We start from the raw sequence: 26,657 nt of genomic DNA, 5'->3' as shown, positions 1-26,657 counted from the left end.
AGGAGTGGACATGCGACTGAGTCTGGCAGATCTTCACTTGTTCTTGAGCATTGTGGATGCAGGCAGCATCACACAGGGGGCGGCACGCGCGAATCTGGCTTTGGCCTCGGCCAGCGAGCGTTTGCGTCGTATTGAGGACGATGCGGGCGTTGCCCTGCTGGAGCGTCTGCCGCGTGGAGTAGTGACCACGGAGGCGGGTGAGGCTCTGGCCCATCATGCCCGTCTGATGCTGCGTCAGCATGATCTGCTGAAAGGTGAATTGCAGGATTTTGCGGTCGGGGCGCGGGGGACCTTGCACCTGTATGCGAACACGGCGGCCTTAACCGAATTTCTGCCGTCCCGTCTGGCACCCTGGTTGGCGCAACGGCCCAATCTGCATATCGAACTGAAAGAGCGCACCAGCGCTGATATTGCGCGTACGGTTGCTGCGGGCTTGGCCGAGGCCGGTGTGGTGTCGGATGCGGTGCAGGCACCGGGACTGGTGCTGGAGCCGGTCGCCAAGGATCATCTGGTGCTGATTATGGCTGCGGCTCATCCCTTGGCGACACACAGCAAATTGAGTTTGCAGGATGTTCTGCATGAGCCATTCGTGGGCCTGATGCCCGGCAATGCCTTGCAAGACCATATCGACGAACATGCTCGCGCTGCGGGCCATGTTTTGGCGCAGCGCATCCGCATGAAAACCTTCGAGGGGCTGTGCCAGATGGTGGCCCACGGTGTAGGCCTGGGGATTGTGCCGCAAGGCGTAGCCAGCCGCTACAAGCGCCGTCATGGCTTTGTAGCGCGGCCTTTGAGTGACACCTGGGCCAAGCGCTCCCTGTGCCTGTGTTATCAGGACTGGGACGCCCTATCCAAACCCATGCAGCGCTTGTTGCAGCATTTGGGGTCGACGAAGGTCTGCTGAGTCCAGGCTTTTTGCGGGAGCTTATTCACTGGCTGCTTGCTTTCCAAGCAGCCAGTGGGCAGGTGTTAGGCGTAGACCTCGTGCTGGTTTCCGAATTTTCTGTCGGATTCAGCGGCCCGTTTATTTTGTCGCTGGTGCTTTGTAATTCTGTTGTTTGATTACTTGCTCTAATGCTGGAGCTTATCTTTCTGGCTTTCGCCAAGCGCCCGAGAGGACAAGGCTGACAAAGAGTGGGCTGTTGGTGTAGTTACTCCAGCCCCTCCAGCTTGTGAGCTACAAGCGGCTCCTGCGATTCCGCTGGCTCCGTCAGGCTTACCTTCACTCCAATATCAGCCGGTTTTGCGTAGTGCAGGCTGCTGGTTACCAAGGCATTCACACCCGTTGCGGCATAGGCGGCTGCATTGCCTGCATGAATCCCGCCTGCTGCCAGAATGGTGACGTTAGGATGCGCCTTGCGCAGCGCAGGTACGATTTGCGCCAGGGTCTCAGGCGGTACTTTGTCGAACTGCACCACGTCTGCGCCAGCCTGTGCTGCGCTATAGGCTTCGTCCAGATCCGCCGCTTCAATCACGATTTTCTTTTCGCACAAAGCGTATTTGTGGCGGGCAATCGCACGGCCTACCTCTTCCCAGCCACCCATCAGTGCGCGGTGCTGCGGGAAGATCAAGATGGTTTCACCCAGGCCCAGGCGATGCGGCATGGCACCGCCCGATAGCGTGGCCTTCAAGGCCAGTTTGCGCACACCAGGCGCATGTTTGCGGGTGGTCAGCACGGCCACCGAGGCATTCACCGTTTGCACAGCTTGCACGACTTGATGCGTCAGGGTGGCGATACCGCAGGCAAACTCCAGCAGGTTCTGGCCGACCTTCCAGGCGCGCAGCAAGGCTTTGGCGGGGCCTTGCGCCAGCAGGATGGTCTGGCCGGGCATGGCCGCCACGCCGCTGGGGGTGTAGTGCTGGGTCTGGCCGCCGCAGGAGCGCACAATCTCGGCCACTTCTTCAGTGCCTGCCACACGGATATGGTCACGCACGACGTAACGCAGTGTGGTGTTCTGGTTGTGCAGGCCCAGCATGTGGCTCGTCAGATCCAGGTAGGACGCATCTTCGCCAATCCATTGGTCGATTTGGCTTTGTTCAAAAAAAACCGTCATTTTTGATTCCCGTAGCGCCGCAGCGCCCAAAAGCAGGCTAATGCCGTCAGTCCCAGTAACCAGGACAGCGCATTAGCACAGTCTGTGTCGCCATCCAGGACGGCGTTGTAGATAGATAAAGACAGGGTTTCGGTACGGCCCGCGATATTGCCACCCAACATCAGCGAGATTCCGACTTCGCCCAGCGCCCTGCCGCCCGACAAGATCAGGCCTGTGGCCAAGGCGGGCCGCAGCAAGGGCAGTTCCACCCGGAGGAAATAGGACCAGGTGCCGTGGCCTAGCGTGGCCGCTGCTTCACGTAGCCGTGGCGACAGGCTGTTCATGCTGTTTTGCACGGGTTTGACCATCAAAGGCAGCCCGGCGATAAATGCGGCAATCAACAAGGCCGCGGGCTGAAAAACAATATTGGGCGACCAGCCGGTGGCACTGGCTAGCCAGCCCTGTCTGCCCAAGGCAAGCAGCAGCAAATAACCGATGACAATCGGTGGAAAAACCAGCGGCAGACTCACCAGCGAATCGAGTAATCCGTGGCCCGGAAAGCGTTTTCTGGCCAGTACCCAGGCCAGTGCTACCCCCAGAACCAATTGGGCCACCAGGGTGGCGGCCAGCACATATACACTCAGGCCTAGCGAGCTGCTGGAGCAGCTCATCCAGGCAGACATCACAGGCCGTGGCGCTCAAGAATGGATTTGGCCTTGTCCGAGCCCAGGAACTGGGTCCAGGATTGCAAGGCAGGGTTTTCAGGGCGGTCCTTGAGCACGGCCAGACTCAGATCAATCGGGTCGTGACATTGGGCTGGCATGGGCAGGATGGTGCCCAGCTTGTCCTTGTGGGCCAGCGCTTCGCTGCGGTTGATGAAACCGGCATCCACTTCGCCGTTCAGCAAGTAAGTCGATACTTGCGGCAGCATGGCGACTTCAATGGTGCGACCATCGGCCTGGATTTTTTCACGTTCCATGCAGGTGGTGGCGGCACGGCCGTAAACCGTTTTCTTGGCATCGCCAATGGCAATGCGGGCGTAGCTGGGCTGCTGCAAATCCTGGATGGAATCAATGGTCTTGCCCTTGGGCACGGCCAGCATCAGAGCACCCTGGCTGATGTTCACGAACTGCTGGGCAATGCCCATGGGCTCCAGAAAAAAGCGGTCGCCAATGATGGCGGCAATCTCCGGATTTTGTTCGCTCTGGGCGCGGACCTGCTGCATATTGCCAAAGCTGCTTTCCACCGTCAGGCCGGTTTCTTTATTGAAGGCTTCCATCAATTCCGTGACGGGCTTGCGATAGCCTGCACCAGTGGCAATCAGCAGATCGGAAGCGTGGGCCGTGGTGGTGATCGCCAGCAGGCAAGCGGCGGAAAACAGCAAAGATTTCATGGGGTTTCCTGTCGGTCTAAATTCGTTATGAGTTCGAGTTTATAACGAGAAGGGGCAGACAGGGACTACTAGGGCGCTTTTAGGCCGTGGGTTTGAAAGTGGTTGCAGGTGCTGTGGTTCGACAGCAGGGTTGAGATGTGTGGAGAGGACGGCAAGCCGCGATCAAGCAGATGTGGTGGAGGGCATGAAAAGGAGGCATTGTCGCCGTGTGAACATGATGTTTTCATGGTCTGGCTCACGGCTCACGGCTCACGGCTCACGGCTCACGGCTCACGGCTCACGGCTCACGGCTCACGGCTCACGGTTTACAGCCACAGCCCACAGCTCATAGCTCATGGCTCATGGCTCATGGCTCATGGCTCATGGCTCATAGCCCACCAGAGTTCACGGCAACAATCCCGCCTCTTTCAACAAGGGCTCTTCATAAACGGAGTCTTCGGCGGGATAGCGCAGGTTCGGCACGTTTTTGGCCTTGGCCAAGGCCCAGATGATGCTCTCCCCGGCAGGCAGCGTATCGGGGGTTTGTGCATACAAGGGGTCCTGAAATGCCGTCTCTGTTGATGTGATGGTCCAACCCTTGGCAGTGAATGCCGCGATCACATCCGGCAATGCAGCCGCATTGATCTGGTTGGTATGCAAGAGGATCACATGAGCCGGGCTGCGTCCTAGAACCTCTTGCGCCAGTTGATCGTAGTAGCTGGCACGATCCAGCAGGTGAAGGACGTACTGCTCCTTCACGCGTTCTGCTTTGGCACTGTTACCCGCTTGCACATGGTCTGCAAAGACCCGGCTGTAGTACCAGTCGCTGGCATCAATGGATACGGGCGCACTCTTGTAATCATGCTCTGCCATCCACTGACGGAAGCCGTCGCGCTTGGCGATGGTGTCTCCTTCCTTTAAATAAGGAAAGCGCAGCATGGGGGTGAAGGTGGGCAGACTTTTGAACACTGCATCGGCAACTTGTACATCTGCAATGAAGTCCTCCAGACTAAGCGCCGGGTCGGCCAGGCTTTTATGGCTGGCGGTATGGTTGCCGACCAGGTGTCCTTCTTTTGACCAGGCCTGGACCAGACCCAGTCCCTCTTCCCCGCCCATGCGGGCTAGCGAGGGGAACAGCGTTGCCTTGATCTTGTGATCCCGCAGGCTGGTCAATATTTGCTCATTCCATTGATTGGCTTGTGGCTGCGTGTTGGGGTTGAAGCCGTCATCAAAACTGAGGGCCAGGGTTTGAGCGGAGGCCCACGTCGCGCAGAGAGCCAGAGCAGCCGTAGCCAGGACATGAAGGGGAGAAAAACGGAAAGCCATGCGGAAACGGAGGGTGCAAAAAGAGTGTCAAAAACAGTGACAGAAACAGGCAAGCTTGCCCAAGCCTTGTCAGCATGCAGGACGGCAAGCGGCGGTGCAAGTTCGTAGTTATCGCAAGGGGCGAATCAGAAGACGAAAAAAATCCCCATCCTGAACCAGCAAGATGGGGATTTTTGGGGGCACCCGCCACCCGGAGTCAGGCTCCGGGCGACATCGTGTGCTTTAGGCTTGAGCGGCTTTGAATGCCAGACGCCATTGGTGCAGCAAAGGCTCGGTGTAGCCGTTAGGCTGTTCCAGACCCTTCAGAACCAGATCCTGAGCGGCGCGGAAAGCAAAGGAGCCTTCAAAGTTGCCGGCCATGTTCTGGTAGGCTGGGTCGCCCGCGTTTTGCTGGTCCACCACCGCCGCCATGCGTTGCAGCGTTTCAACCACTTGTGCGTGGGTGACGATGCCGTGCAGCAGCCAGTTGGCGATGTGCTGGCTGGAGATACGCAGAGTAGCGCGGTCTTCCATCAGGCCCACGTCATGGATGTCAGGCACTTTGGAGCAACCCACGCCCTGATCAATCCAGCGAACCACGTAACCCAGGATGCCCTGAGCGTTGTTGTCCAGTTCTTCCTGGATTTCCTTGGCGGACCAGCTTGTGTCGGTCGCCACAGGAATAGTCAGGATGCTGTCCAGGTAGTCGTTGGTGTCGCCTTCCAGACCTTTCTGGACTTCGACCACATTGACTTGGTGGTAGTGCAAGGCGTGCAGCGTAGCAGCGGTAGGCGATGGCACCCAGGCGGTGTTGCCACCGGCCTTCACGTGACCAATCTTTTGCTCCAGCATTTCAGCCATCAGGTCAGGCATGGCCCACATGCCTTTACCAATCTGGGCACGACCGCGCAGGCCGCATTGCAGGCCGATCTGAACGTTGTTGCGCTCGTAGGCAGGCTGCCAGTCAGCTTGTTTCATGTCGGCCTTGCGCACTACGGCGCCAGCTTGCATGCAAGTGTGGATTTCGTCGCCAGTACGGTCCAGGAAGCCAGTGTTGATGAACACAACGCGCTCGGTGGCCTGGGCAATGGCTGCCTTCAGGTTTACGCTGGTGCGGCGCTCTTCGTCCATGATGCCCAGCTTGACGGTGTTGGGAGCCAGACCCAGCAGGCCTTCCACACGGTCAAAAATTTCGCTGGCAAAGGCCACTTCGTCAGGGCCGTGCATTTTGGGTTTAACGATGTACAGCGAGCCGCTGCGCGAGTTTTTCTTCAGTTCTAGATCGCGCATGCCGATCAGGGTGGTGATCACGGCGTCCAGGATGCCTTCAGGGATTTCGCGACCTTCGCCGTCAACAATGGCGGGGTTGCTCATCAGGTGGCCGACGTTACGCACGAACATCAAGGAACGGCCAGCCAGAGTCTGGGTCGCGCCTTTCAGGTCGGTGTATTGGCGATCATCAGCCAGACGGCGGGTGAACACCTTGCCGTCTTTCTTGATTTCTTCGGTCAGCGAACCGGTAACCAGACCCAGCCAGTTGCGGTAGGCCAGGACCTTGTCGTCGGCGTCCACGGCAGCCACGGAGTCTTCGCAGTCCATGATGGTGGTCAGGGCCGATTCCAGGGCGATGTCTTTCACGCCAGCCGGGTCGGTCTTGCCGATGGGGCTGTTGGGGTCGATCTGCAGTTCAAAGTGCAGGCCGTTGTGCAGGAAGACGATGGCTTCCGGTGCGTCAGGCTGACCACGGTAACCCAGCAGGGTCGATGGGTCTTTCAGGCCGGTGGTGCCGCCGTTCTCCAGGGTGACGCGCACAGCGCCGTCAGCGATGGTGTAGGAGGTAGCCTGATCGTGGCTGCCTTGAGCCAGAGGAATGGTGTCGTTCAGGAACTGACGGCCAAAGGCGATAACCTTGGCACCGCGCACGGCGTTGTAGCCACCGCCACGTTGGGCACCGTCGGTGTCAGGAATGGCATTGGTGCCGTACAGGGCGTCGTACAGGCTGCCCCAGCGTGCGTTTACGGCGTTCAGCGCGTAACGTGCATTCATGATGGGCACAACGAGCTGAGGGCCACCTTGTTCGGTGATTTCGGTATCGACGTTAGCGGTGTTGACCTTAACGGAGGCAGGAGCCTCTTTCAGATAGCCGATGGAGCCCAGAAAGCTCTTGTAGGCGGCCATATCGCTGATGGGGCCTGGGTTGGCACCGTGCCATTTGTCCAGTTCCACTTGCAGGCGGTCACGTTCGGCCAGCAAGGCGCGGTTTTTAGGTGCCAGGTCATGGACCAGCTTATCGAAACCAGCCCAGAAGGCTTCGGAGGAGATACCTGTGCCGGGCAGGGCTTCTTGTTCGATGAACTGATGAAGCACCTCGGCGACTTGCAATCGCTGGCAGGAGATTCGAGTGGTCATGTGTACCCTTGCTGATAGTTAAAAGTGATTCGGTACAGCGGCAGGCCAAAACGGCCTTGTTGGCTGCAATAACCTGGTCAAGAGCACATTCAGAACTTGCTGAATCGCGGGCATAAAGGCCCACGCGGCGCCAGGACACAAATGACATCAGAGGGCGAGCAGATTGCTTGAAGCGAAAATCACTAAAATACGCTAACCCATTGTAAATTAGCCTAAATACAAGCTAATTTGCGCGATGACGAGCTATGTCTCACACGCATGCCGAGCACACTGCCAGGTTGGATAACTTAAATTATGAAGGACTGACGCAAGCTGGATTTAATACAAAAAGTATTAAGACTACATACTTAATGTATTTACTGGTTTTGGGCAAGTCTTATATATGAGGTAGAAGACGTGCCGGGCTTCCGATTGCCATCATAAGCTGCCACATCAGGCATCTGGTGAAATATCGAACAGGCTCGCCAAGCCGCTTGCATAGCGCCATTAGCATAAAAACAGGGCTGCGAAACAGCAGCTTGGGAAAGGACGTGGACGAGGGCCTGGCCCAAAAGTGGAATTTGCCCAAAACCGGGGTAAAGCCGCCGATTCAAATGGTGCTGGTGAGTAAATTCAGTCTCAAAACGACAGATAGTCGTGTCCATTGTGTGGACAGTGGGGCTTGTGGTTCAGTCAAAAACCAGTCACGACCTTATTGATGAATTTGTCATAGAGCTGTGTAGGAGCCAGAACAATAAACAGCTTATGATGCTGGCAGATCTGCTTGTCTTTGTTTCCCCTTGGAATACTTGTTATGTCTGATCCCAGCGGTTTTTCCCGTATCACGTCCACGCCTGAGTTGATCCCATTCAATGGCTATCTGGACGCAGGCCAGGCCTTGGAGCAGTTGCGTCATATCTACGATCGCAACACTGCGTTTTTGCGCGACTCCTTTGCCCAGTGTCTGGAAACCGGTTTTCCTCGCGGGCAGCGCTTCCGAGCCTGCTACCCGGCCGTGCGCTTGCGAGTCGATACGTATCAGGAAGTGGATAGCCGTCTGTCTTATGGGCACGTGGTGGAGCCGGGTGTGTATATGACCACCGTCACCGCTCCCGGCCTGTATCACGACTACTTGCTGGAGCAGTTGGAACTGCTGTTGCGCAATCACGGTGTGCAGGTAGAAGTGGGTGAGTCTTCCGTACCTATCCCGCTGCACTTCGCGCTGAACAATGGCGTGCAGTCCACGGTGACAACCGTGCCCGAATCGCCCGGCGATACCCTGCGCGATCACTTCGATGTGCCTGATCTGGCGTATATGGACGATGCCATCGTCAACGGAACCTGGGAGCGTGTGCATAACGAGCCCCTGCCGTTGGCACCGTTCACGGCACCGCGTATCGACTACTCTTTGCATCGCTTGCAGCACTACAGCGCTACGCGGCCTGAGTATTTCCAGAACTTTGTGCTGTTCACCAATTACCAGTTCTATGTGGACGAGTTCTGCCAGTGGGCGCGTGAAGTGCTGCAGGCGGACGATCAGGGCTATATCGACTTGGTGGAGCCGGGCAATATCATCACTCCAGCCGGTGCGAATGCTTCAACAACAGGCTCGCCCCTGGCCCGTGCACCGCAAATGCCCTCTTATCACCTGCGCCGTGCGGATCATTCCGGCATCACGCTGATCAATATCGGTGTTGGGCCATCCAACGCCAAAACCATTACCGATCACGTCGCCGTCTTGCGCCCTGCTGCCTGGCTGATGCTGGGCCACTGCGCTGGTTTGCGTACGACTCAGCGTTTGGGTGATTACGTGCTGGCACATGGCTATGTGCGTCAGGATCACGTGCTGGATGAGGATTTGCCTACCTGGGTGCCTATTCCTCCTCTGGCTGAAATCCAGGTGGCTCTGGAGCAGGCTGTGGCCGAGGTGGCTGGCTTGTCGGGTTGGGAGCTGAAACGCATCATGCGTACGGGTACGGTGGCCTCCATTGATAACCGTAACTGGGAACTGCGCGATCACCACGAGCCGGTGCGGCGCTTGTCGCAGTCGCGGGCGATTGCGCTGGATATGGAGTCCGCCACGATTGCAGCCAATGGCTTCCGTTTCCGAGTGCCGTATGGCACCTTGCTGTGCGTGTCGGATAAGCCCTTGCATGGCGAGCTGAAACTGCCGGGCATGGCCAGCGAGTTTTATGCGCGTCAGGTAGGCCAGCATCTTCATATTGGCATCCGGGCGCTGGAGTTGCTGCGCGAGATGCCCAAGGAACGGCTGCATTCACGCAAGTTGCGCAGCTTTCTGGAAACGGCGTTTCAATAAGATATTGCAGGCGCTGTCAGCGACTGCAAGTCTGGATGAATGGCAGCGCTGGCAAACCACCTTCAGCGGCTTAAGAGCAGGCCGTGCTACCACGCGGAGCACGGCCTCTTGGTTTCTTTGAGGACAGCAGGCACCCATATGGATAAAGCGTTTCAAGACTTTTATGCCGATAACTTCAGCCACTGTTACGGCTGCGGCAAACATAATCCCGACGGGCATCAACTAAAGAGCTATTGGGACGGCGACGATACCGTGGCTCGCTACACACCCAAGCCTATTTACAGCGGTGGTGTGCCCAATCATGTGTATGGCGGCTTGATTGCCTCCTTGCTGGACTGCCACGGTACGGCGTCTGCGGCAGCCTTCATCTATCGGGATTTGAATATCGAGATGGGCACCAGCGAGGAGCCGATTCGCTGCGTGACGGCTTCCCTGAAAGTGGAGTTTCGGCGTCCTACTCCAATGGGGACAGAGCTGACCGTGCAGGGCAAGCTGCGTGAGTTGGATGGGCGCAAGGTCTGGGTAGACCTGTCGTTAAGCGCGAATGGTGAGGTCTGTGCGACGGGTGAAATGCTGGCGATTCGCTTCAAGGAATAAGCGGAGTTTGTGAGGGCTTGCAGCGACAAGTTGTTTCTTTTAAGCACTCGTTTCTCAAGCAGGGCGTGCGTTCAGGTGGCCCAGCGGTGAAAAGTATCTCTGCGCTTCGCTGCGTTGCTAGGCTGCGGCTTGTTGGGCTTTGAGGTTTGCGGAGCGGTCAGACAATAAAAAAGCCGGGCCTATTCAGGCCCGGCTTTTCGTCCTTCAAACCCAGCTAATTAGCGGCTGGCAGCAATCGCCTCGCGTGCTTTCTTTACCAGGTCTTCGCCAATGGTCTTGGTCCATTTCTCGACCACACCGGCGGTGGCTTCGGCAAAGGCAGCATGCTGCTCCGGAGTCAGGGTAGTAACTTTCACACCGTGGCCTTCGATCTCTTTGAGCAAGGAGGGATCTTCAGCGGTGATGCCGGTACGGGCAATCACGATTTCACGTTTACCGGCTTCCACAGCCGCTTCACGCACAATCTTCTGGTCTTCCTCGCTCCAGGATTTCCACACGTCGCGGTTCACCACAAACACCAGTGGGTCGGACACATAGTTCCACAGGGTCAGGTATTGCTGCTGCACGTCGTACAGCTTGGCACCGGCGTAAATGGACAGGGGGTTTTCCTGGCCGTCCACGGCTTTATTGGCCAGTGCTGGCTGTGCGTCAGCCCAGCTCATTTGTGTGGGGTTGGCACCCAGGGCGCTGAAGGTGTCCATGTACAGAGGCGAACCCACCACGCGCAGTTTCAAACCCTTCATGTCTTCAGGTTTGGTGATTTCGTGCTTGGAATTACTGATCTGACGGAAACCGTTTTCTCCCCAGGCCAGAGGCACCACACCGGCCTTTTCGATGTAGCCAAACAGGTCTTTGCCCACTTCGCCGTTGATCAAAGCATCGGTGGCTTTGGCATCAGGTTGCAGGAATGGCAGGGAGAACAGGTTCAGTTGCTTGATCTGGGGGGACCAGTTGATGGTGGAGCCCACGGCCATATCAATCATGCCTTGGCGAATGGCGGTGAACTCGCGTGTCTGGTCGCCTTGCACCAGCGAGGTGCCGGGGTAGATCTTGATATTGATGCGGCCATCAGTGCGCTCGCGCACCAGATCAGACCAGATCACTGCCCCTTGGCCCCAAGGGAAGGTCGTGCCCACCACGATGGACAGCTTGTACTCGGATTTATAAGCAGCTTGGGCAGCAGGAACCACGGCCAGGGTGGCGGCTGTACATGCCAGAGTGGCCAGAATGTGACGTAATTTCATGGGTCAGGTCTCCCTTTCTATGAGTTGTGTTTCAGTCTTGTGGTTTTAGTTAAAGCCCAGGTAGCGTGGCAGCCACAGGGCAATTTCGGGTTCTGCGATAACGATCAGCATGGTCGCTCCCATACCCAGCAGCAGCCAGCCTACCCAGCGCAGTGTGCTTTCCATGGGCACGCCCGCGATACGGCAGGACACCATCAGGTTGACGGCCACTGGTGGTGTGAACTGGCCCAGGGCCACGTTCAAGGTCAGCAGCACCCCGAACCAGACGGGATGCCAGCCAAAGTTGTAGACGATGGGCATGAAGAGCGGCACGAAGATCAGGAAGATCGAGATGCCGTCCAGGAACATGCCCAGCACAATCAGCATGACAATCATCAGCGCCAGAATGCCGTACTCGCCCAGACCGGAGTTGATGATGGCATTGGTGACGGGATCAACAATGCTCAGGGTGGACAGAGCCCAGGCAAAAATACCGGCCAGGGCCACCACCATCATGATGACGGCTGATAATTCGGCAGCTTCCCGCAGGATCAGAAAAAGATCGCGAAACTTGATGGTGCGATGGATGACCATGCCCACAAACAGGCCATAAAACACGGCCACCACGGCGGCTTCAGTGGGGGTGAACAGACCCAGACGCATACCGCCCAGAATGATCACTGGTGCAATCAGGCCCCAGGAGGCTTCACGCAGGCTGCGCCAGAATGGCGGGCGTGGCAGCTCGGCCTCGGCCATGCCTAGCTTGTGGCGACGCGAGAGCCAGACGGCTGGAATGATCAGGCCAATACCGGCCAGAATGCCGGGGAACATTCCTGCGGCAAACAGCGCAGGCACGGAGGCTTCGGGCACCAGTACCGAGTAAATAATGAAGGCAATCGAGGGCGGAATCAGGATGTCTGTGGCGGCGCCTGCAGCCACAATACTGGCGGCAAAGGGGCTGGGGTAACCGGCGCGCTTCATGGCACCAATCATGACGGCACCTACCGCAGCCGCGCAGGCTGGCCCCGAGCCGGAAATACCACCCAGAAACATGGCAACGCCAATGGCGACGACCGGCAGCATGCCCGGCCCACGGCCTACCAGGGATACAGCGAAATTCACCAGGCGGCTGGCCACGCCAGAGCGGTCAAAGATGGAGCCCACCAGCACAAACATGGGAATGGCCAGCAAGGGATACTTGGCCAGACCGGCGTAAAAGCTTTGTGGCACGGCCATCAGACCGAACCAGTGGGTATCCAGGTTGGACATCAAGATGGCGAAAGCGCCGCCTATGCCCAGGGACACGCCAACAGGTACGCCCACTAACATCAGGGCGATGAAAATGACGAATAACAGGGTCGCAATCATGATTTAGCCTGCCAACGACGTACCCACATGCCCAACAAGCGCAGGCTCAAGGTAGTGGACAGGATGGGCAGCCACATGCTGTACCACCAGGTCGGCACCCCAATGGATGGCGAGGTATCGCCCCACTCGAATTCATCCAGGGCCATGCGCCCCGACAGAACGGCCATGCCGATAAAGAACAGCAGGCTCATGCCAATGCCAAACAAGGCCAGGCGGCGTTGACGACGCTTTGTGCCCGCATCGGCAAAGACTTCAATACGAATGTGCAGGTGGCGCACACAGGCGCTGGCACCAGCATTCATGGTCAGGACGACCAGCAAGAAGATGGAGATTTCCTCGGTCCAGGCAAAGGAGCTATCGGTCAGATAGCGCACGATCACGTTGGCAAAGGTAATTAAAGCCAGGGCCGCCATGATCAGGACTGAAGCCCAGTCCTCTATTTGCAAAGGAATACGCAGGCCGGATTCGGCGGGCGAGGCGACGTGATTATCAGGTGTATCTGTAGAACTTGAATCCATGAGATCTGTCAGATTTGGCAATAAAGCTACATGCTAGCGGTCAAAGACTGGGCTGGCAGTGAGTAATTTCCCCCGGTGCAAAAGCACCTGCGGGCCGTAGTCGGCCAGGGGAAAGACGGTAGGGATAAGGGCGAGCACACACACAAAGTGGGGGTTTGTGTAGTCGCGTAGCTGATGAGGTGTGAACCTGGCCCGGCACGGCGAACCGACCTGTGGTGGGGTGTTCGGCCTGGGCTCGGCGGGGGTGTTGCCGGGCCTGTGCGGGCAATTAGCAGGGGTAAACAAACGGCCCCGGAGGGCCGCTTGAGCTAAGTGCGAGCTGAGGGAAGCTTACTCTTTTTTACCGCCCTTTTTCTCTTTTTTGCCTTCTTTGTCCTTTTTGGACGCCTTCTTGTCCTTATTTTTATCTTTGCCTTTATCTTTCTTTTTGGCTTTTTCTTTCTTCTTCTTTTTGTCTTTCTTATCTTTCTTGTCTTTTTCGCTGACGGATTCTTTATCGTTGTCAGCGTCTTCGTCTTTATCCTGATCAGACTTATCCTTTGCCGCTGTTTTACTTTCGGCAGCCTTTGAATCAGCGGCTTTCAGTTTGGACGATACCGGCGCTTTGCGGGCCTGTTCCATTTCGGCATCCAGTTCTGCGGCTACTTCACGCAGCTCTTCCGCAACAACTTGAGAGCGGTCAGGTGGCAGGGCAATCATGGTGCCACGGCACTGGGGGGCGCCGCACAGGCAGCGATAGTTCTGCTTGAGCTCGTCGGTGATTTCATCGTCAATGACCAGCGAGTAGTCATACAGCAGCTCTTCCCCGGCAGCGATATTGCGCATGGCCACAATAAACACACGCGAGCCGTCCGCGTTCTCGTGGCCTTCACAGTTGGGGGCACAAGAATGATTGATCCAGCGCGAATCATTGCCACCCTGGCCGCCATCGACAATCTTGCCGTTGCTCAATGCAAAGAAGAATGTGTGAAAGGGCTCATCGGGATTAACCGGGAAAAGCGCATCAGCCTGTTCGGGTGTGAGCCGTTTACCGGCGTATTGCAGGATGCGAGTTCCTTCTGGAATATCGCGTAGCGCAAACACGCCATTGCCATGCAGTTTGGATGGTTTAACGACGTGCCAGGGTTGGCGTTGAGTGACCATGGGGAATCAGCCTGTAAAAGGGGATAAACTGGACGGCGATATCTATCTTACAAAACATGCAGGGCTACGCAACCATGTCACTTGAAACGACCGCCCATAACGGCGCGCAAATCTTGCTCGAAACCTTGATCGCTCAGGGTGTAGATACCATTTTTGGTTATCCTGGCGGAGCGGTGTTACCGCTCTATGATGCTCTTCATGCGCAACCGCGAATTCGTCATATTTTGGTTCGTCACGAGCAAGCCGCTGTACATGCGGCTGAAGGTTATGCCCGCAGCACCGGCAAACCCGGTGTGGTGCTGGTGACATCCGGCCCCGGTATGGCCAATACGACCTCTGGTTTGCTGGATGCCTTGTGCGATTCTATCCCTGTCCTGTGTATTAGTGGGCAAGTCGCGACGACAGCGATTGGTACTGCTGCTTTCCAGGAGTGCGATGCCATCGGTATTTCGCGCCCTGTCACCAAATGGAATGCTCAGGTTCGCCGTATTGAAGATGTGGCCTCCCTGACAGCCAAAGCCCTGCGTCTGTGTACACAAGGCCGTCCCGGCCCGGTGTTGCTGGACTTCCCTAAAGATATTCAGATTGCCACCCTGGCGGCTGCCAGTGCGGAAGCTCCTGCACAGGAAGAGGCTGACAGCCTGCTGGCTCCTGCTGCTCCGGCTCCTGCTCAGGAAGCTGCAATCAAGCGTGCGGCCGCCATGATCGCCCATGCGCGTCGCCCTGTGTTTTACGGCGGTGGCGGCCTGATCAACTCTGGTGCCGATGCCAGCCATGCCTTTACCAGCCTGGTTCAGGAAACCGGCGCGCCTTGTACGCTGACCCTGATGGGTTTGGGTGCTTACCCCGCACGTGACGAGCAGTTCGTAGGCATGTTGGGCATGCACGGCACGCTGGAAGCCAATCTGGCCATGCACCATGCGGATCTGATTATCTGTGTGGGCGCTCGTTTCGATGACCGCATTACCGGCCGTCTGTCCGATTTCTGCCCGCATGCCAGCAAGATTCATATTGATATCGACCCCGGCTCCATCGACAAGGTTGTGCGTGCCGATGTGGCTTTGGTGGGTGATTGTTATCCCCTGCTGCGTGCTTTGCGTAAAGAGCTGTCTCATCATGACTTGCCCGAAGGCCGTCTGAATGACTGGTGGCAGCGCATTGGCGTCTGGCGTGCGCAGGAGTGTTTGAAGGTGACCCCTCGTAGCGACGCGATCTTGCCGCAGCACTTGCTGCAAAGTCTGGATTCGCACCTGGAAGGACGCGATGCGATTGTGTCTACCGATGTGGGTCAGCATCAGATGTGGGCGGCTCAATACATCAAATTTGATCGCCCTCGTCGCTGGCTGACGTCGGGTGGTGCAGGCACCATGGGCTATGGCGTACCGGCTGCTTTTGGAGCGCAGATTGCGCATCCCGACAAGTTGGTGGTGTGTGTCAGTGGAGACGCGTCAGTCTTGATGAACATTCAGGAACTGGCCAGTGCCGTGCAGCATCGCGCGCCTATCAAGGTCATTTTGTGCAATAACCGCCACATGGGTATGGTGCGTCAGTGGCAAGAGCTGATTCACGATGGCCGTTACAGCCACAGCTATAACGAAGCCCTGCCCGATTTCGTGGCCTTGTCGCGTGCCTTTGGTTGGGAAGCCGAGCGCGTGGAGCATCCTGATCAACTGGATGCGGCTCTGGAACGCTGTCTGGCCCACGATGGCCCCTTCTTCCTGAACGTGGAAGTGCTGGCGCTGGAGAACTGTTTCCCCATGATGCCAGCAGGCTATGGCCATCAACAGGTCATGTTGTCCGAAGATAACTGGTACGTAGAAGAATAAGGTGCCGGGCTGGGACACAGGCGTAAAAACCCCTATGTCCCAGCCCGAGTACTACGCATTAAATACACTGATCCATTCAGACAGGAGGGGCATGCATGATGTACCGTCACATGAAGAACCGTCTTTTGGCCGCGGGTTTGATGCTGGGCTTGGGCCTGGCGGCGGGAGCTGCTACGGCGCAGACTTCCTTGAAGCTGGCCTACGCCTTGTCCACCAGCTCCCACTATGGTGCGGGCGCCAAAGCCTTTGCCAGTGCCTTGGAAAAGGATGGCAACTACACCATTGAGGCCTTTCCCAACAGCGCCCTGGGTGGCGAGCGCGAGGTTATTGAAGGCCTGCAGCTAGGCACGATTGATCTGGCGATTGTGTCTACGGGCGCAACTCTGAACTTTGTCCCTAAAACGGGCGTATTCGACATCCCTTTCCTGTTCCGTGATCTGTCACATGCCCGCCATGTGCTGGATGGCAAGATTGGTCAGGATATGCTGGCCGAATTTCCCAAGCGTGGCATTGTGGCCTTAGCCTGGGGCGAGCAAGGCTTCCGTCATCTGACCAATAATGTGCGCCCGGTTACCACGCCTGCTGATGCCAAGGGCCTGAAGATCCGCACGACAGAAAACCCGATTCACATCGCCGCATTCCGTGAGCTTGGTATTCTGGCGACGCCTATGGCCTGGCCTGAAGTAGCGACTGCCTTGCAACAAGGTACGATCGACGGCCAGGAAAACCCCTTGTCCGTGATTGTGTCGGCCAAGCTGCCACAGTTGCAGAAGTATCTGTCGTTGACGGCTCACGTTTATGGTCCAGCCCTGGTGTTGATGTCGCCTGCGGTCTATGACGGCCTGTCTGACCAAGACAAGCAGTTGATGCGCGATGCCGGTGTCACTGCGGCCCAGGCCATGCGTGATTATGTGGACGATATCGAAAAAACCGGTGTGGATGCCGTCAAGGCCGAAGGTATGCAGGTTAATACCGTTGACCATGCTGCGTTTGCCAAAGCGGTAGAGCCTATCTATCCCCAGTACTACAAGCAGTTCGGCCAGGAGCTGGTCGAGGCCATCCGTCAGACTCAATAAACGGCGCTCATCATGAAAGCTCTGCTGTCCATGTTGGATAAGGGCCTGTTCCGCCTGGTATCCTGGGTGACGCAGTTGCTGCTGCTTTCGGCAGTAGCGGCTGCGTTCTATCAAGTGGTGGCGCGTTTTGTACTCCAGTCCCCTGCTGACTGGAGCGAGGCCTGGTCGCGCGCCGCTCTGATCTGGACGGTCATGCTGGGTCTTTGTCTGGCCTTGCGCCAGGGCGCCATGCTGAGCGTGGACGTGCTGCGTTTATGGGTGGGGCAGCGCACTCAGCGTTGGCTGGATGGTGCCGTGCTGCTGACGTGTCTTGGGTTCTTTGGTCTGCTGACCTGGGTCGGCATTCAAATGACCTGGCGGGTGCGCTTTCAAACCATGCCTAGTCTGGAGTGGTCCATTTCCTGGGTGTATATCGCGATTCCGATTGGGGCAGTGCTGGCCATCTTGAGTCTGTTGGCCCGCTGGCTAGACAATCCGGCGCCCGCCGTCGTGGATAACACCCAGCTCTAACTCAATACCTGCACCGTGCCTGTAAAGCACCACCGAACTCTGGATGCCTGGCGGGCATCTGTTTAGACCGGAGACCGTATCGTGTCCCAGATCATGCTTGTGTCCATGCTGCTGTTTTTTGTATTGACGGTGCCCGTGGCGATTGCCGTGGGGCTGGCCAATATGGCGGGGGTAGCGTGGGAGGGGCGCATGACGTTTCTGGTCATTGCCCAGCAGCTCTATGCCGCTCTGGATAAGTACCCCTTGGTTGCTGTGCCGTTCTTTATTTTGGCGGGCAATCTGATGGAATCGGGTGGCATGTCCAATCGCATGGTGGAGTTTGCCAAAAGTCTGGTGGGCGGTGTGCAAGGGGGGTTAGCCTGTAGCTGTGTGCTGACCTGCATGATTTTCGCTGCGGTAGCGGGCTCCAGTGTGGCTACCACCTTCGCGGTGGGGGCGATCCTGATTCCGGCTATGGTCCGACATGGTTACCCCACTCCTTTTGCCGCATCCTTGCAAGCCTCTGCTGCAGAGCTGGGGGTCATCATTCCCCCGTCGATTCCCATGATTTTGTTCGCCGTATCGACTGATACCTCAGTGGGTGAGCTGTTTGTCGCGGGTATTGGCCCTGGTTTGCTGATTGGCGGCGCCTTGATGATTTATGTGTGGTTGTATGCACGTCGTCATGGTCTGGGTTTACAGGATGGTGTGGGTCGTCTTGGCGTCTGGACGGCGTTTCGGCAAGCCTGGCTGGCCTTGCTGATGCCGGTGATTATTCTGGGCGGAATTTACGGGGGCATTTTCACGCCGACGGAAGCATCAGCGGTGGCGGTGGTGTATGCCTTGATCGTGAGCATGTTTGTTTATCGCAGCGTTAAATGGAGCGATCTGTCCAAGGTTTTGCATCGCTCGGTGGTTTCCACGGCTGTGATCATGTTCATCATTGCCAACGCGGGTGTGTTCGGTTTTTTACTTAATCGCACTGGTATTCCGGCTGCCATGGGGGTCTGGTTGGGCGAGCTGTTCAGCAGTCCCATGATGTTTTTGCTGGGTGTGAATGCGGCCTTGTTTGTAGTTGGGATGTTTGTCGAGACTTCCGCCTCGATTGTGGTCTTGGCTCCGCTCTTGTTGCCGGTCGCCATGCAGTTTGGCATTGATCCGGCGCACTTCGGGATCATCATGGTGGTCAATCTGGCCTTGGGCATGGTGACTCCGCCTTTTGGTGTGAACCTGTTTGCGGCGTGTTCGGTCGCCGGGATTTCTCTGGAAAAACTGATACGACCGTTGCTGCCTTTTGTGGTCGTCATCCTGGCCTGCTTGATGCTGATCAGCTATGTGCCAGAAGTCAGTTTGTGGGCTCGAGACCTGGTGTACCGTTGATGGATTCTCTGCTTTCTTGAGCGGTATTCATGAGCTATTTTGCCCTGTTGTTAGTTCACCTTTTGGCGGCGATTTTTTTCATCGGCACGGTGTTTTTTGAAGTGCTGATGTTGTCGCCTCTGGCACGTCAGGTGTCACGCCCTGCAATGCGGGAGTTTGAACATGCGCTGGGGCGGCGGGCGCGTCGCATCATGCCCTGGGTCTTGTTATTGCTCTATGGCGCAGGCCTGAGCCTGGCTTGGCAGCATCGGGCCTTGTTTGAGGTCGGTGGAGCCAGGGCCTGGATTCTGGGTTTGAAAATCACCTTGGCTTTGAGTGTGTTTGGACACTTCCTGTCCGTCATGGTGATGAGCCGACGCAGAACCATGACGGCCCGCCGATCACGGATTATTCACCTTAGTGTGTTTGCGCACGTACTGCTGATTGTGGTGCTGGCTAAGGCATTGTTTTATTTACCGCTTTAATCGTGGGTTTCCATGCCGTTGCATAGCACTTAGTGCGGGTCGAGTTGGTGATAGAGGCGCAGCTTGGCGTAGGAGAGCTTATTAAAAGCCAGGCGCGAGTCCGTGGGGCTCTGGGGGTGGGCTGAGCACTTGCCGGTGCTGCGCACCGGTGCCCTTGTCAGGAGATAGCGCAGGGCGCATCCTGAACTCGCACGATGGTTTGTCCACCGGACAAACCATAAGCGTCGTGCTCAAACAGCAGGATGCTTGGATCCCTGCGCTATCTCCTGACCGCGGCAAGTACTCTGATTCGCCCACCCCCAGAGCCCCACGGACTCGCGCCTTCACACCGTTTTAATACCTCGGCCTTGCAACATTGCTTCGGCTGGTTTTGCATTCGCTAGTTGCTAGTTGCTAGTTGCTAGTTGCTGTGTGGCTTGTGTCGAGTGCCATGCACTATGTGTTGTTTGCCGTTTGATGCTTGTGTGTGTTTAGCAGCTTATGTTTCGGTCGTTTCCCTGCGCCTTGCTCAGGGACGTCGCTCAGGAGCGTCATAAATACTGTGATGGGACTGAGGTCATAAGGGTAAGAAGTCTTACAGCCTATGGGCAAAGAACTATTGTGAGCCATTCAGGGACAGGGTTTGGGTCTCGGGGCGGTTCAGAGTACTTGCCGCAGGCGAGTGCGGGATCCGGGATGCAAGCGCCCTGCTGTTTGAGCCCGGCGCTTGTGGTTTGTCCGGGGGACAAACCACCGGGCGAGTTCAGGGTGCGCCCGGAGCCTGTACTCGACAAGGGGACCGGTGCGCAGCACCGGCAAGTGCTCAGCCCGGAGACCCAAACCCTGTCCCTGAATGGCGTCTCTACAGAGACTCTCTTCCCAGCCTGCCAGCTCTACACGATTGCCCATAAAAAAACGGCCCCCAAAAAAGGAGGCCGTTCTTCCAAACAAGCCGAGCTTTTTACTCTGCCTTGCTAGCCGTCTTTTTAGCAGCCGTTTTCTTGGCTGCCGTCTTCTTGGCGGCTGTTTTCTTCACTGCTGTCTTTTTAGCCGCTGCTTTAGTTGCCGTTTTCTTGGCCGCCGACTTGCGGGCTGGTTTCTCTGGGCGAGGCTCGAACTCGAAACCGATCTTGCCGTCTGCCTGACGCACCAGGAAGGCCTTGAACTTGCGATTGGTACGTGAGGACACGAAACCGTCCAGCAAGTCCGTCTTGCCTTCGCCCAACAGCTTGGCCATCTGCTCGCGGGTGATCTCTTGCTGCAAAATCACCTTGCCGCTACGGAAGTCGCAACTCTTGGATGGGCCAACCGACTTTTCGCACAAATAACGCAAGCCGTGCTCAAAAACGGAAGACTGGCACTTGGGGCATGGGCCCACCGGGGTCTGACCGCTGAAGTCCAGGGTCTCGTCTTCATCATCATCATTCTGGCCGAAGTCGAACTCCAGCTTGAATTCATCGGTGATGCGCAGCAGTGCCGCAAAGGGGCGGCCCATTTTGCTGATGAAACCAGGCAATGGACCCAGTTCCTTCTTGGCCAGCAGCTCTTCGACTTCCGGCAGTTCAAACGTGCGACCGCCGGGGTGCTTGCCAATAGAGAAGTCGCAAGCCGTGCAGGCATAACGACGGTAGTTCTCTTTGACCACTGCACCACACTTGGGGCACGGCGTCTGCAAAGTCGCGTAATCGCCAGGGACGGTGTCGCGTTCATACTCTTTAGCGCGCTTGACGATGACTTGCGTCATTTGTGCAATTTCGCGCATGAAGACATCGCGGTCCAACTGGCGCTGCTCGATCTGTTTGAGCTGATGCTCCCATTCTCCGGTCAACTCGGGGGAGGTCAGTTCGCTAACACCCAGGCCAGACAGCAGAGTCATCAACTGACGCGCCTTGGCGCTAGGCACCAGCTCGCGGCCTTCACGGCGCAGGTAGGCTTCGTTCAGCAGGCCTTCAATAATGGCGGCGCGAGTGGCTGGTGTGCCCAGACCACGCTCGGACATGGCTTCGCGCAAGGCTTCGTCATCGACCAGCTTGCCCGCGCTTTCCATGGCCGACAGCAAGGTCGCTTCTGTAAAACGTGCAGGCGGCTTGGTGGCCAGCGCTTTGGTGTTGACATCTTCAGTGCGAACCTTCTCGCCATCGGCAACAGGCACCAGGGAAGCATCTTCACCTTGAGCATCGCGGCCATAAATAGCCAGCCAGCCCGGTTTGACCAGCACTTTGCCTTCCGTCTTGAAGTGGTGTCCCGACACCTGCGTAATACGCGTGGTGACGCGGAATTCCGCTGCCGGGAAGAACACGGCCAGGAAACGACGGCTGATCAGCTCGTAAATCTTGTGTTCGGCATCGCTCAGTTCCCGAGGCACCTGCAAGGTGGGGATGATGGCAAAGTGATCCGAAACCTTTTTGTTGTCGAAAATACGACGGTTAGGTTTTACCCATTTCTGCTCAACCACTTCCTGCGCAAACGGTTGCACCGAAGCGCTGGCGGGCGTGCCGCTGTCGGCCAGGGCGCGCATGGTTTCTTGCACGGTGGTGACATAGTCTTCGGGCAGATAGCGCGAATCCGTACGCGGGTAAGTCAGGGCCTTGTGGCGTTCGTACAGTGTCTGCGCCAAAGACAAGGTGGTCTTGGCGGAGAAACCGAAGCGCGAGTTGGCTTCGCGTTGCAGCGAGGTCAAATCAAACAGGGCGGGCGACATCTGCGTGCTGGGCTTGGATTCCTCGGTGACAACACCGGGTTGCTCGCGGCACGCAGCCACAATGGTTTGGGCCGCCGTCAGGGACCAGAGGCGCGAGTCTTTCTTCTCGGCGTCGTGCTCGTCTTTGGTGAATTTAGGGTCAAACCAGCGGCCGGTATACAAGCCTGCGGCAGCGATAAAGTCCGCGTGGACTTCCCAGTAATCGCGCGACACGAACTGGCGAATACGGTTTTCGCGCTCGTTCACGATAGCCAGCGTGGGGGTTTGCACACGGCCCACGGGGGTTTTGAAAAAGCCGCCGTCCTTGCTGTTGAAGGCCGTCATGGCACGGGTGCCGTTAATGCCCACCAGCCAGTCTGCCTCGGCGCGCGAACGTGCCGCCGCTTCCAGCGGTTTCATGTCCTCGTCATCGCGCAGATTCTCAAATGCTTCACGAATCGCCGATTGTGTCATCGAACGTAACCAAAGCCTTTGCACCGGTTTTTTCGCCCCGGCGTACTGCATAATGTAGCGAAAAATCAGCTCGCCCTCGCGCCCCGCGTCACAGGCATTAATAACAGCGGTGACATCTTTTCGTTTGATCAGCTTGACCAGCAGTTTCAAGCGCTCAGTCGATTTCTTGTCAGTCGGGTTGAGCTCAAACTGAGGGGGAATAACAGGTAGATGTGTGAAGCTCCACTTGCCGCGGACCGGATCATTAGGGGCCACCAGGCCCAGCAGATGGCCGATGCTGGAGGCCAGCACATAGCGATCGCTTTCAAAATAATCACCTTCTCGAGTGAAACCGCCCAATGCCCGCGAGATATCTACGGCGACAGAAGGTTTCTCGGCAATGATTAGTGTTTTATCCATATGATTCCAGTGACAGCAACTGCGCTGCAATGCGCGAAATGATACGAGGTGCTTATCCCTCTATGCAAGTTATGAGAACTGACAAGACTAACGTATGGCCAACGGACTGGCGAGTATTTCTCACAAAACTAGCCTGGGGTTTGGCTGTTTTGCTGCTTGCCAGTGGTCTGGTGACCTGGATTGCGGCCAATTGGGAAAACTGGGGGCATGTTGCCAAATTTGCCCTTGCTCAAGGAGCCGTGCTGATTTCAGCAGGACTGGCCTTGCTGTTTCGCCGACGTTCCGGTGGCTGGGGACATGATCTGGGAGTGCCTGCTGCTTTGACCGGCCTGGCCGCCGTGGCCACGGGCGGTTTGCTGGCGCTGATTGGCCAGACTTATCAGACTGGCGCGGACCCCTGGCAGCTTTTCGCATTGTGGACTGTGCTGATCATACCTTGGGTATTCACGGTGCGCAGTGTCTTTCTGTCGGTGCTGTGGCTGGTACTGATTAATACCGCCCTGTACTTATGGATAGATGTGACCCGCCTGGGCTGGTTTGAGCGTACCTATACTTCGCAGACCTTGATGGCTCTGGGGGTGAATGCGTTGCTGTTGCTGGCGGCTGAAACCATTTGGCGCGCGCGTTATGACCCGTGGCGCATCCTGCCGCGTGTGGCGGCGATTGCGGTGGGCTTTTTCATTGGTGCCCAGGTCATGGAAGGCGACTTCCTGCTGGGACTGGTTCTGTTCCTGGTGCTGTACGGTATTTATCACTACCGCCGCCCGGATTTGCTGATCATGTCGCTGGCCGCGTTCGGGGCTTATGGCTCCTTGAGCGCATTGATCATCGAGCATGCGGGGGATGCTTTCCTCTTGATCGTGGTGGTGATCGTGGGTCTGGGTCTGGGGCTGCTGCGTTTCTTGCAGCAGCAGGTCGTCAATTGGCGACGGACTCATGGCGGCGAGGCCTTGGCTGCTAAAGAAGATACAGTGGGCGCTATCAAGGCCGATCTTGATTCAGGTGCCACATTGGCAACGGCCTCGGTAGTTGATGCAACAACTACCACTGTCACGGCAAATGCCACTGCTGGAACCGAAGCGGCTGCAACTCAATCAACTGTCAACGCAGCAGCGGCAACAAGTCCTGCGGCTTCAACAGCAGAGGTCCTGGCCAATGCTCAGGCCAGCGTCCAGGCTGATGCCGCTACGCAAGCTCAACAACCGGCTCAGGCAGATGCACTGGATACTCAAGGCAGTGATGAACATCACCCTTGGTATCTGCGGCTGATCAAGCTGTTCCTGTTCCTGCTTCTGCCGCTGATCATCCTGTTGTACTTGGTCGTCTCGCTGGATTTGAGCCTGGAAGTGCTAGGTGTATTGGGCGGGATCATGGCGGCGGTGTCCCCGTTGCTTTTTGCCAAAGCGCATACCGTGCCCAGTCGAGATCTGGTGGGCGGCTGGGTAGCGTGTGCGATCCTGCTGCTTAGTATGCCCATTGTGGACATGCGCTATCCCTGGCCTAATGAAGTCAGCGCCATGTTGGCGGTGGTAATCAGCACCTTGCTATATAGACAGGCCAAGGGCCAGTTTGTGCTGCGCATGCTGCTGACGCTCTGGGCCTTGGCCGCGATTGAGTTTCTGGTGATCGAGCGCTTGTTTGATCGCTGGGCCATGATGCCTTACTGGGTGCTGGAAATGCCTGCGGCCTTCATGTTCTTTGCGGCACTGCTGCTGGGGCATCTCTATTTGCGCGATGGCAAGAAGTCCACCTTCTGGCAGCCCCTGTTCTGGTCCTTGTTGCTGTGTGCTCAAATTCACATTGTGTCTGCAAGCACCTTGTTTTTTTCCATTCCTTTCTGGGATGAAACGCGCCCTTATCTGACACCAGCCGGTTTCTTGTTGGCGATAGCCCCTGTAGCCATTCTGGCGTTTTACTGGCGCGGTTGGCGCGAACAGCCGCTGGTCTATAGCATTGCCCTGCTGGGCCTGGCCGCTTTGTGCTCGGTCTGGACGCCCTATCCGCCTGTTGCCTTGGCTCTGAGCTGGATTCTGGCCGCTTACGCCTGGCGTTACCTGAGTTTGATGGCCGTGGCCGTAGCCATGGGCTTGTTCTGCCTGTGGCGTCTGTATTACATCCTGGACATCAGCCTGCTGGACAAGGCTGAGCTGTTGCTGGCAACCGGCTTAGGCTGCCTGGTGTTTGCTTACCTGGGCCAGTTGGGACGTAAGAAAGCTGCCACCGAATCGACTGTGCAAGCGGCCCCCAAAGGGATCGTGGCCAGTGTCTTGCTGGGGACGGTGTTAATTCTGGGCATGGCCAATGTGGTGATCGCGCAGAAAGAGCGCATCCTTAGTGATGGCAAAACCGTGCTGCTGGAGCTGGCCCCTGTAGACCCGCGCTCCTTGATGCAGGGCGACTATATGTCCTTGAACTTCGCTCTGTCGCAAAACCTGTCTTATCTGTCCTGGCGTTTGCCCAAGGATGCCGTCGCCAAGATTGAGTCCCAGCAGTGGGTCGTGATTGGCGTACAGCTAGATGAGAACAAGGTAGCGCAGATGAAAGGCATTTATCTGGAGCTGGATGGCCAGGAACGTCTGTGGAGCGAAGAAGGGCCCGTGGCTGAAACGGGTGATGTGATGCGCTTGCGCATGCGTCGTCACCGCAATAACTGGACGCCCGGCACGGATGCCTGGTTCTTTGCGGAAGGCTCGGCAGATCGCTTTGATGCAGCCCGTTACGGCGAGTTTGCCGTGGTCGAGGGCGGCCAAAGCTTGCTGCGCGCGATGCTGGACAAGGACAGGCAGGTCATCAAGTAAGCCTGCGCCCATTGTCCTGAAGCCGGATTGCTTTTAACAGAGGCGATCCGGCTTTCTTGTATTTGGGCTGTCTCTATAAAGAAGGCTGAACATTGTTCAGACGACAGCAAGACCCATCAAAAAGGCCCGAATCCGATGTGCTGTCGGATTCGGGCCTTGGTTTTTTGCTTGTGAAGGACCCTCTTTATCGGGGCCGTTTCCTGAACAAAAATACGGTTCCTGTGTACGTGCTTAATGAGACTGACGGGTGGAGTCGTCGCTGAGCAGCTCTTCAAAGATCAGGTGATCGATCTCGGCTTCGTGGCTCCAGAGAACCATCAGGGCAACAATTTTTATTTTGTCCAAAGACACGGGGCTTTCATCCACCGTCATGGCGCTTTCAATCAAAATTTCGCGCAGGTGGGCGGTAAGAGCGCCGGAGTTTTGCAAAAAGGTGATGAAACCCATTGCATCAGCGCCCAGCACATGCTGTTCGTGCTCAGAAAAAATACGCTGACTGATGGGACTGAGTTGAGCCGTAGGCTGACACTGTTGCGAGGTCTCGCCCAGTGCATGTAACCAGCCCAGTGCGTCGTTGATGTCCTCGTCTTCAAAGCCAATAGCGGCCAGCTTGTGGGCCAGAACCTCCGCCTTGGGACAGGACTGGGGGTTGTAATACGTCTCGAATAGATAAACCAGGATATCAAACATGGGTATAAGGTTGCCGTCCTAAGTGATTAAAAAAACTGCGTGATTTCGGTAACCAGTGACCAAACTTTACGCTGATTTGCGGTAGGGGGCAAATGGGGTGTCCGGAGGATGTAGGGAGCTTGCCTTGTGCTTTCAGGC

20 protein-coding genes are annotated in these 26,657 nt (G+C 56.8%); 9 read left to right on the top strand and 11 right to left on the bottom strand.

The features are described 5' to 3' along the window. The first annotated feature begins 10 nt into the window (after positions 1-10). Entirely contained in the window at positions 11-904 is an 894-nt protein-coding gene (locus OSH09_RS15570) for a LysR family transcriptional regulator (protein ID WP_266121505.1), read from the top strand. 247 nt (positions 905-1,151) lie between these two features. Here OSH09_RS15570 and modD read toward each other — a convergent pair whose 3' ends face one another. From modD to OSH09_RS15545, 5 genes are all read right to left on the bottom strand, one after another. Next, entirely contained in the window at positions 1,152-2,054 is a 903-nt protein-coding gene (gene modD, locus OSH09_RS15565) for a ModD protein (protein ID WP_207872801.1), read from the bottom strand. Further along, entirely contained in the window at positions 2,051-2,716 is a 666-nt protein-coding gene (modB, locus tag OSH09_RS15560) for a molybdate ABC transporter permease subunit (protein ID WP_207872802.1), read from the bottom strand. Before modB ends, modD begins: the two co-directional genes overlap by 4 nt. Continuing rightward, positions 2,716-3,426 (bottom strand): molybdate ABC transporter substrate-binding protein, encoded by a 711-nt coding sequence (gene modA, locus OSH09_RS15555; RefSeq protein ID WP_266121504.1) that lies wholly within the window; start codon positions 3,424-3,426, stop codon positions 2,716-2,718. The genes modB and modA overlap by 1 nt, the downstream gene beginning before the upstream one ends. Positions 3,427-3,810: 384 nt before the next feature. After that, positions 3,811-4,731, bottom strand: a complete 921-nt coding sequence (locus tag OSH09_RS15550; RefSeq protein WP_266121503.1) for a polysaccharide deacetylase family protein — start codon at positions 4,729-4,731, stop codon at positions 3,811-3,813. A gap of 222 nt (positions 4,732-4,953) precedes the next feature. Further along, positions 4,954-7,119, bottom strand: a complete 2,166-nt coding sequence (locus OSH09_RS15545; RefSeq protein WP_207872805.1) for a malate synthase G — start codon at positions 7,117-7,119, stop codon at positions 4,954-4,956. A gap of 793 nt (positions 7,120-7,912) precedes the next feature. On the opposite strand from OSH09_RS15545, the gene OSH09_RS15540 reads away from it, so the two are divergent. Next, positions 7,913-9,415: an AMP nucleosidase gene (locus OSH09_RS15540; protein ID WP_207872806.1), complete on the top strand. Its 1,503-nt coding sequence runs from the start codon at positions 7,913-7,915 to the stop codon at positions 9,413-9,415. A gap of 138 nt (positions 9,416-9,553) precedes the next feature. Continuing rightward, entirely contained in the window at positions 9,554-10,012 is a 459-nt protein-coding gene (locus OSH09_RS15535) for a PaaI family thioesterase (RefSeq protein WP_266121502.1), read from the top strand. Between the two features lie 218 nt (positions 10,013-10,230). On the opposite strand, the gene OSH09_RS15530 is transcribed toward OSH09_RS15535, so the two are convergent. The 4 genes from OSH09_RS15530 to OSH09_RS15515 form a co-directional block, all read right to left on the bottom strand. Next, positions 10,231-11,256 (bottom strand): DctP family TRAP transporter solute-binding subunit, encoded by a 1,026-nt coding sequence (locus OSH09_RS15530; protein ID WP_266121501.1) that lies wholly within the window; start codon positions 11,254-11,256, stop codon positions 10,231-10,233. Positions 11,257-11,301: 45 nt separating this feature from the next. After that, positions 11,302-12,603 carry a TRAP transporter large permease gene (locus OSH09_RS15525; RefSeq protein WP_207872809.1) on the bottom strand — a complete coding sequence of 434 codons (1,302 nt, stop codon included), beginning with the start codon at positions 12,601-12,603 and terminating at the stop codon, positions 11,302-11,304. Further along, positions 12,600-13,121 carry a TRAP transporter small permease gene (locus OSH09_RS15520; RefSeq protein ID WP_207872810.1) on the bottom strand — a complete coding sequence of 174 codons (522 nt, stop codon included), beginning with the start codon at positions 13,119-13,121 and terminating at the stop codon, positions 12,600-12,602. The genes OSH09_RS15525 and OSH09_RS15520 overlap by 4 nt, the downstream gene beginning before the upstream one ends. Before the next feature lie 330 nt (positions 13,122-13,451). Beyond that, positions 13,452-14,204: an SET domain-containing protein gene (locus OSH09_RS15515; protein WP_243430183.1), complete on the bottom strand. Its 753-nt coding sequence runs from the start codon at positions 14,202-14,204 to the stop codon at positions 13,452-13,454. A gap of 116 nt (positions 14,205-14,320) precedes the next feature. Between OSH09_RS15515 and ilvB the strand changes: the two genes are divergently transcribed. From ilvB to OSH09_RS15490, 5 genes are all read left to right on the top strand, one after another. Next, positions 14,321-16,090: a biosynthetic-type acetolactate synthase large subunit gene (gene ilvB, locus OSH09_RS15510; RefSeq protein WP_266121500.1), complete on the top strand. Its 1,770-nt coding sequence runs from the start codon at positions 14,321-14,323 to the stop codon at positions 16,088-16,090. 110 nt (positions 16,091-16,200) lie between these two features. Next, positions 16,201-17,166 carry a TRAP transporter substrate-binding protein gene (locus OSH09_RS15505; RefSeq protein ID WP_266121580.1) on the top strand — a complete coding sequence of 322 codons (966 nt, stop codon included), beginning with the start codon at positions 16,201-16,203 and terminating at the stop codon, positions 17,164-17,166. A gap of 12 nt (positions 17,167-17,178) precedes the next feature. Then, positions 17,179-17,676 (top strand): TRAP transporter small permease, encoded by a 498-nt coding sequence (locus OSH09_RS15500; protein ID WP_207872813.1) that lies wholly within the window; start codon positions 17,179-17,181, stop codon positions 17,674-17,676. An 81-nt stretch (positions 17,677-17,757) separates the two neighbouring features. After that, positions 17,758-19,035 carry a TRAP transporter large permease gene (locus OSH09_RS15495; protein WP_207872814.1) on the top strand — a complete coding sequence of 426 codons (1,278 nt, stop codon included), beginning with the start codon at positions 17,758-17,760 and terminating at the stop codon, positions 19,033-19,035. Positions 19,036-19,064: 29 nt separating this feature from the next. Next, positions 19,065-19,499 (top strand): CopD family copper resistance protein, encoded by a 435-nt coding sequence (locus OSH09_RS15490; protein WP_266121499.1) that lies wholly within the window; start codon positions 19,065-19,067, stop codon positions 19,497-19,499. A gap of 940 nt (positions 19,500-20,439) precedes the next feature. On the opposite strand, the gene OSH09_RS15485 is transcribed toward OSH09_RS15490, so the two are convergent. Then, positions 20,440-23,031 (bottom strand): DNA topoisomerase III, encoded by a 2,592-nt coding sequence (locus OSH09_RS15485; protein ID WP_207872816.1) that lies wholly within the window; start codon positions 23,029-23,031, stop codon positions 20,440-20,442. Positions 23,032-23,171: 140 nt separating this feature from the next. Between OSH09_RS15485 and OSH09_RS15480 the strand changes: the two genes are divergently transcribed. Continuing rightward, on the top strand, positions 23,172-25,829 hold the full coding sequence (locus OSH09_RS15480; RefSeq protein WP_266121498.1) for a GDYXXLXY domain-containing protein: 2,658 nt from the start codon (positions 23,172-23,174) through the stop codon (positions 25,827-25,829). A 231-nt stretch (positions 25,830-26,060) separates the two neighbouring features. On the opposite strand, the gene OSH09_RS15475 is transcribed toward OSH09_RS15480, so the two are convergent. Next, positions 26,061-26,519: a DUF494 family protein gene (locus tag OSH09_RS15475; RefSeq protein ID WP_189393748.1), complete on the bottom strand. Its 459-nt coding sequence runs from the start codon at positions 26,517-26,519 to the stop codon at positions 26,061-26,063. Positions 26,520-26,657 lie beyond the last annotated feature (138 nt).

It is taken from the genome of Alcaligenes parafaecalis (assembly GCF_026344135.1).
GTDB lineage: Bacteria > Pseudomonadota > Gammaproteobacteria > Burkholderiales > Burkholderiaceae_B > Alcaligenes > Alcaligenes parafaecalis.
Note: the sequence above shows the minus strand (reverse complement) of the source record. Positions and strands in the feature narration are given on the sequence as shown.

Excerpts from the sequence above, each read along its gene's own strand:
- OSH09_RS15490 (WP_266121499.1), top strand. The coding sequence starts at position 19,065 with ATGAGCTATTTTGCCCTGTTGTTAGTTCACCTTTTGGCGGCGATTTTT.
- OSH09_RS15545 (WP_207872805.1), bottom strand. The coding sequence starts at position 7,119 with ATGACCACTCGAATCTCCTGCCAGCGATTGCAAGTCGCCGAGGTGCTT.
- OSH09_RS15520 (WP_207872810.1), bottom strand. The coding sequence starts at position 13,121 with ATGGATTCAAGTTCTACAGATACACCTGATAATCACGTCGCCTCGCCC.
- OSH09_RS15550 (WP_266121503.1), bottom strand. The coding sequence starts at position 4,731 with ATGGCTTTCCGTTTTTCTCCCCTTCATGTCCTGGCTACGGCTGCTCTG.
- OSH09_RS15535 (WP_266121502.1), top strand. The coding sequence starts at position 9,554 with ATGGATAAAGCGTTTCAAGACTTTTATGCCGATAACTTCAGCCACTGT.
- OSH09_RS15500 (WP_207872813.1), top strand. The coding sequence starts at position 17,179 with ATGAAAGCTCTGCTGTCCATGTTGGATAAGGGCCTGTTCCGCCTGGTA.
- modD (WP_207872801.1), bottom strand. The coding sequence starts at position 2,054 with ATGACGGTTTTTTTTGAACAAAGCCAAATCGACCAATGGATTGGCGAA.
- OSH09_RS15540 (WP_207872806.1), top strand. The coding sequence starts at position 7,913 with ATGTCTGATCCCAGCGGTTTTTCCCGTATCACGTCCACGCCTGAGTTG.
- ilvB (WP_266121500.1), top strand. The coding sequence starts at position 14,321 with ATGCAGGGCTACGCAACCATGTCACTTGAAACGACCGCCCATAACGGC.
- OSH09_RS15570 (WP_266121505.1), top strand. The coding sequence starts at position 11 with ATGCGACTGAGTCTGGCAGATCTTCACTTGTTCTTGAGCATTGTGGAT.
- OSH09_RS15505 (WP_266121580.1), top strand. The coding sequence starts at position 16,201 with ATGAAGAACCGTCTTTTGGCCGCGGGTTTGATGCTGGGCTTGGGCCTG.
- OSH09_RS15485 (WP_207872816.1), bottom strand. The coding sequence starts at position 23,031 with ATGGATAAAACACTAATCATTGCCGAGAAACCTTCTGTCGCCGTAGAT.
- OSH09_RS15475 (WP_189393748.1), bottom strand. The coding sequence starts at position 26,519 with ATGTTTGATATCCTGGTTTATCTATTCGAGACGTATTACAACCCCCAG.
- OSH09_RS15530 (WP_266121501.1), bottom strand. The coding sequence starts at position 11,256 with ATGAAATTACGTCACATTCTGGCCACTCTGGCATGTACAGCCGCCACC.
- OSH09_RS15525 (WP_207872809.1), bottom strand. The coding sequence starts at position 12,603 with ATGATTGCGACCCTGTTATTCGTCATTTTCATCGCCCTGATGTTAGTG.
- modA (WP_266121504.1), bottom strand. The coding sequence starts at position 3,426 with ATGAAATCTTTGCTGTTTTCCGCCGCTTGCCTGCTGGCGATCACCACC.
- modB (WP_207872802.1), bottom strand. The coding sequence starts at position 2,716 with ATGTCTGCCTGGATGAGCTGCTCCAGCAGCTCGCTAGGCCTGAGTGTA.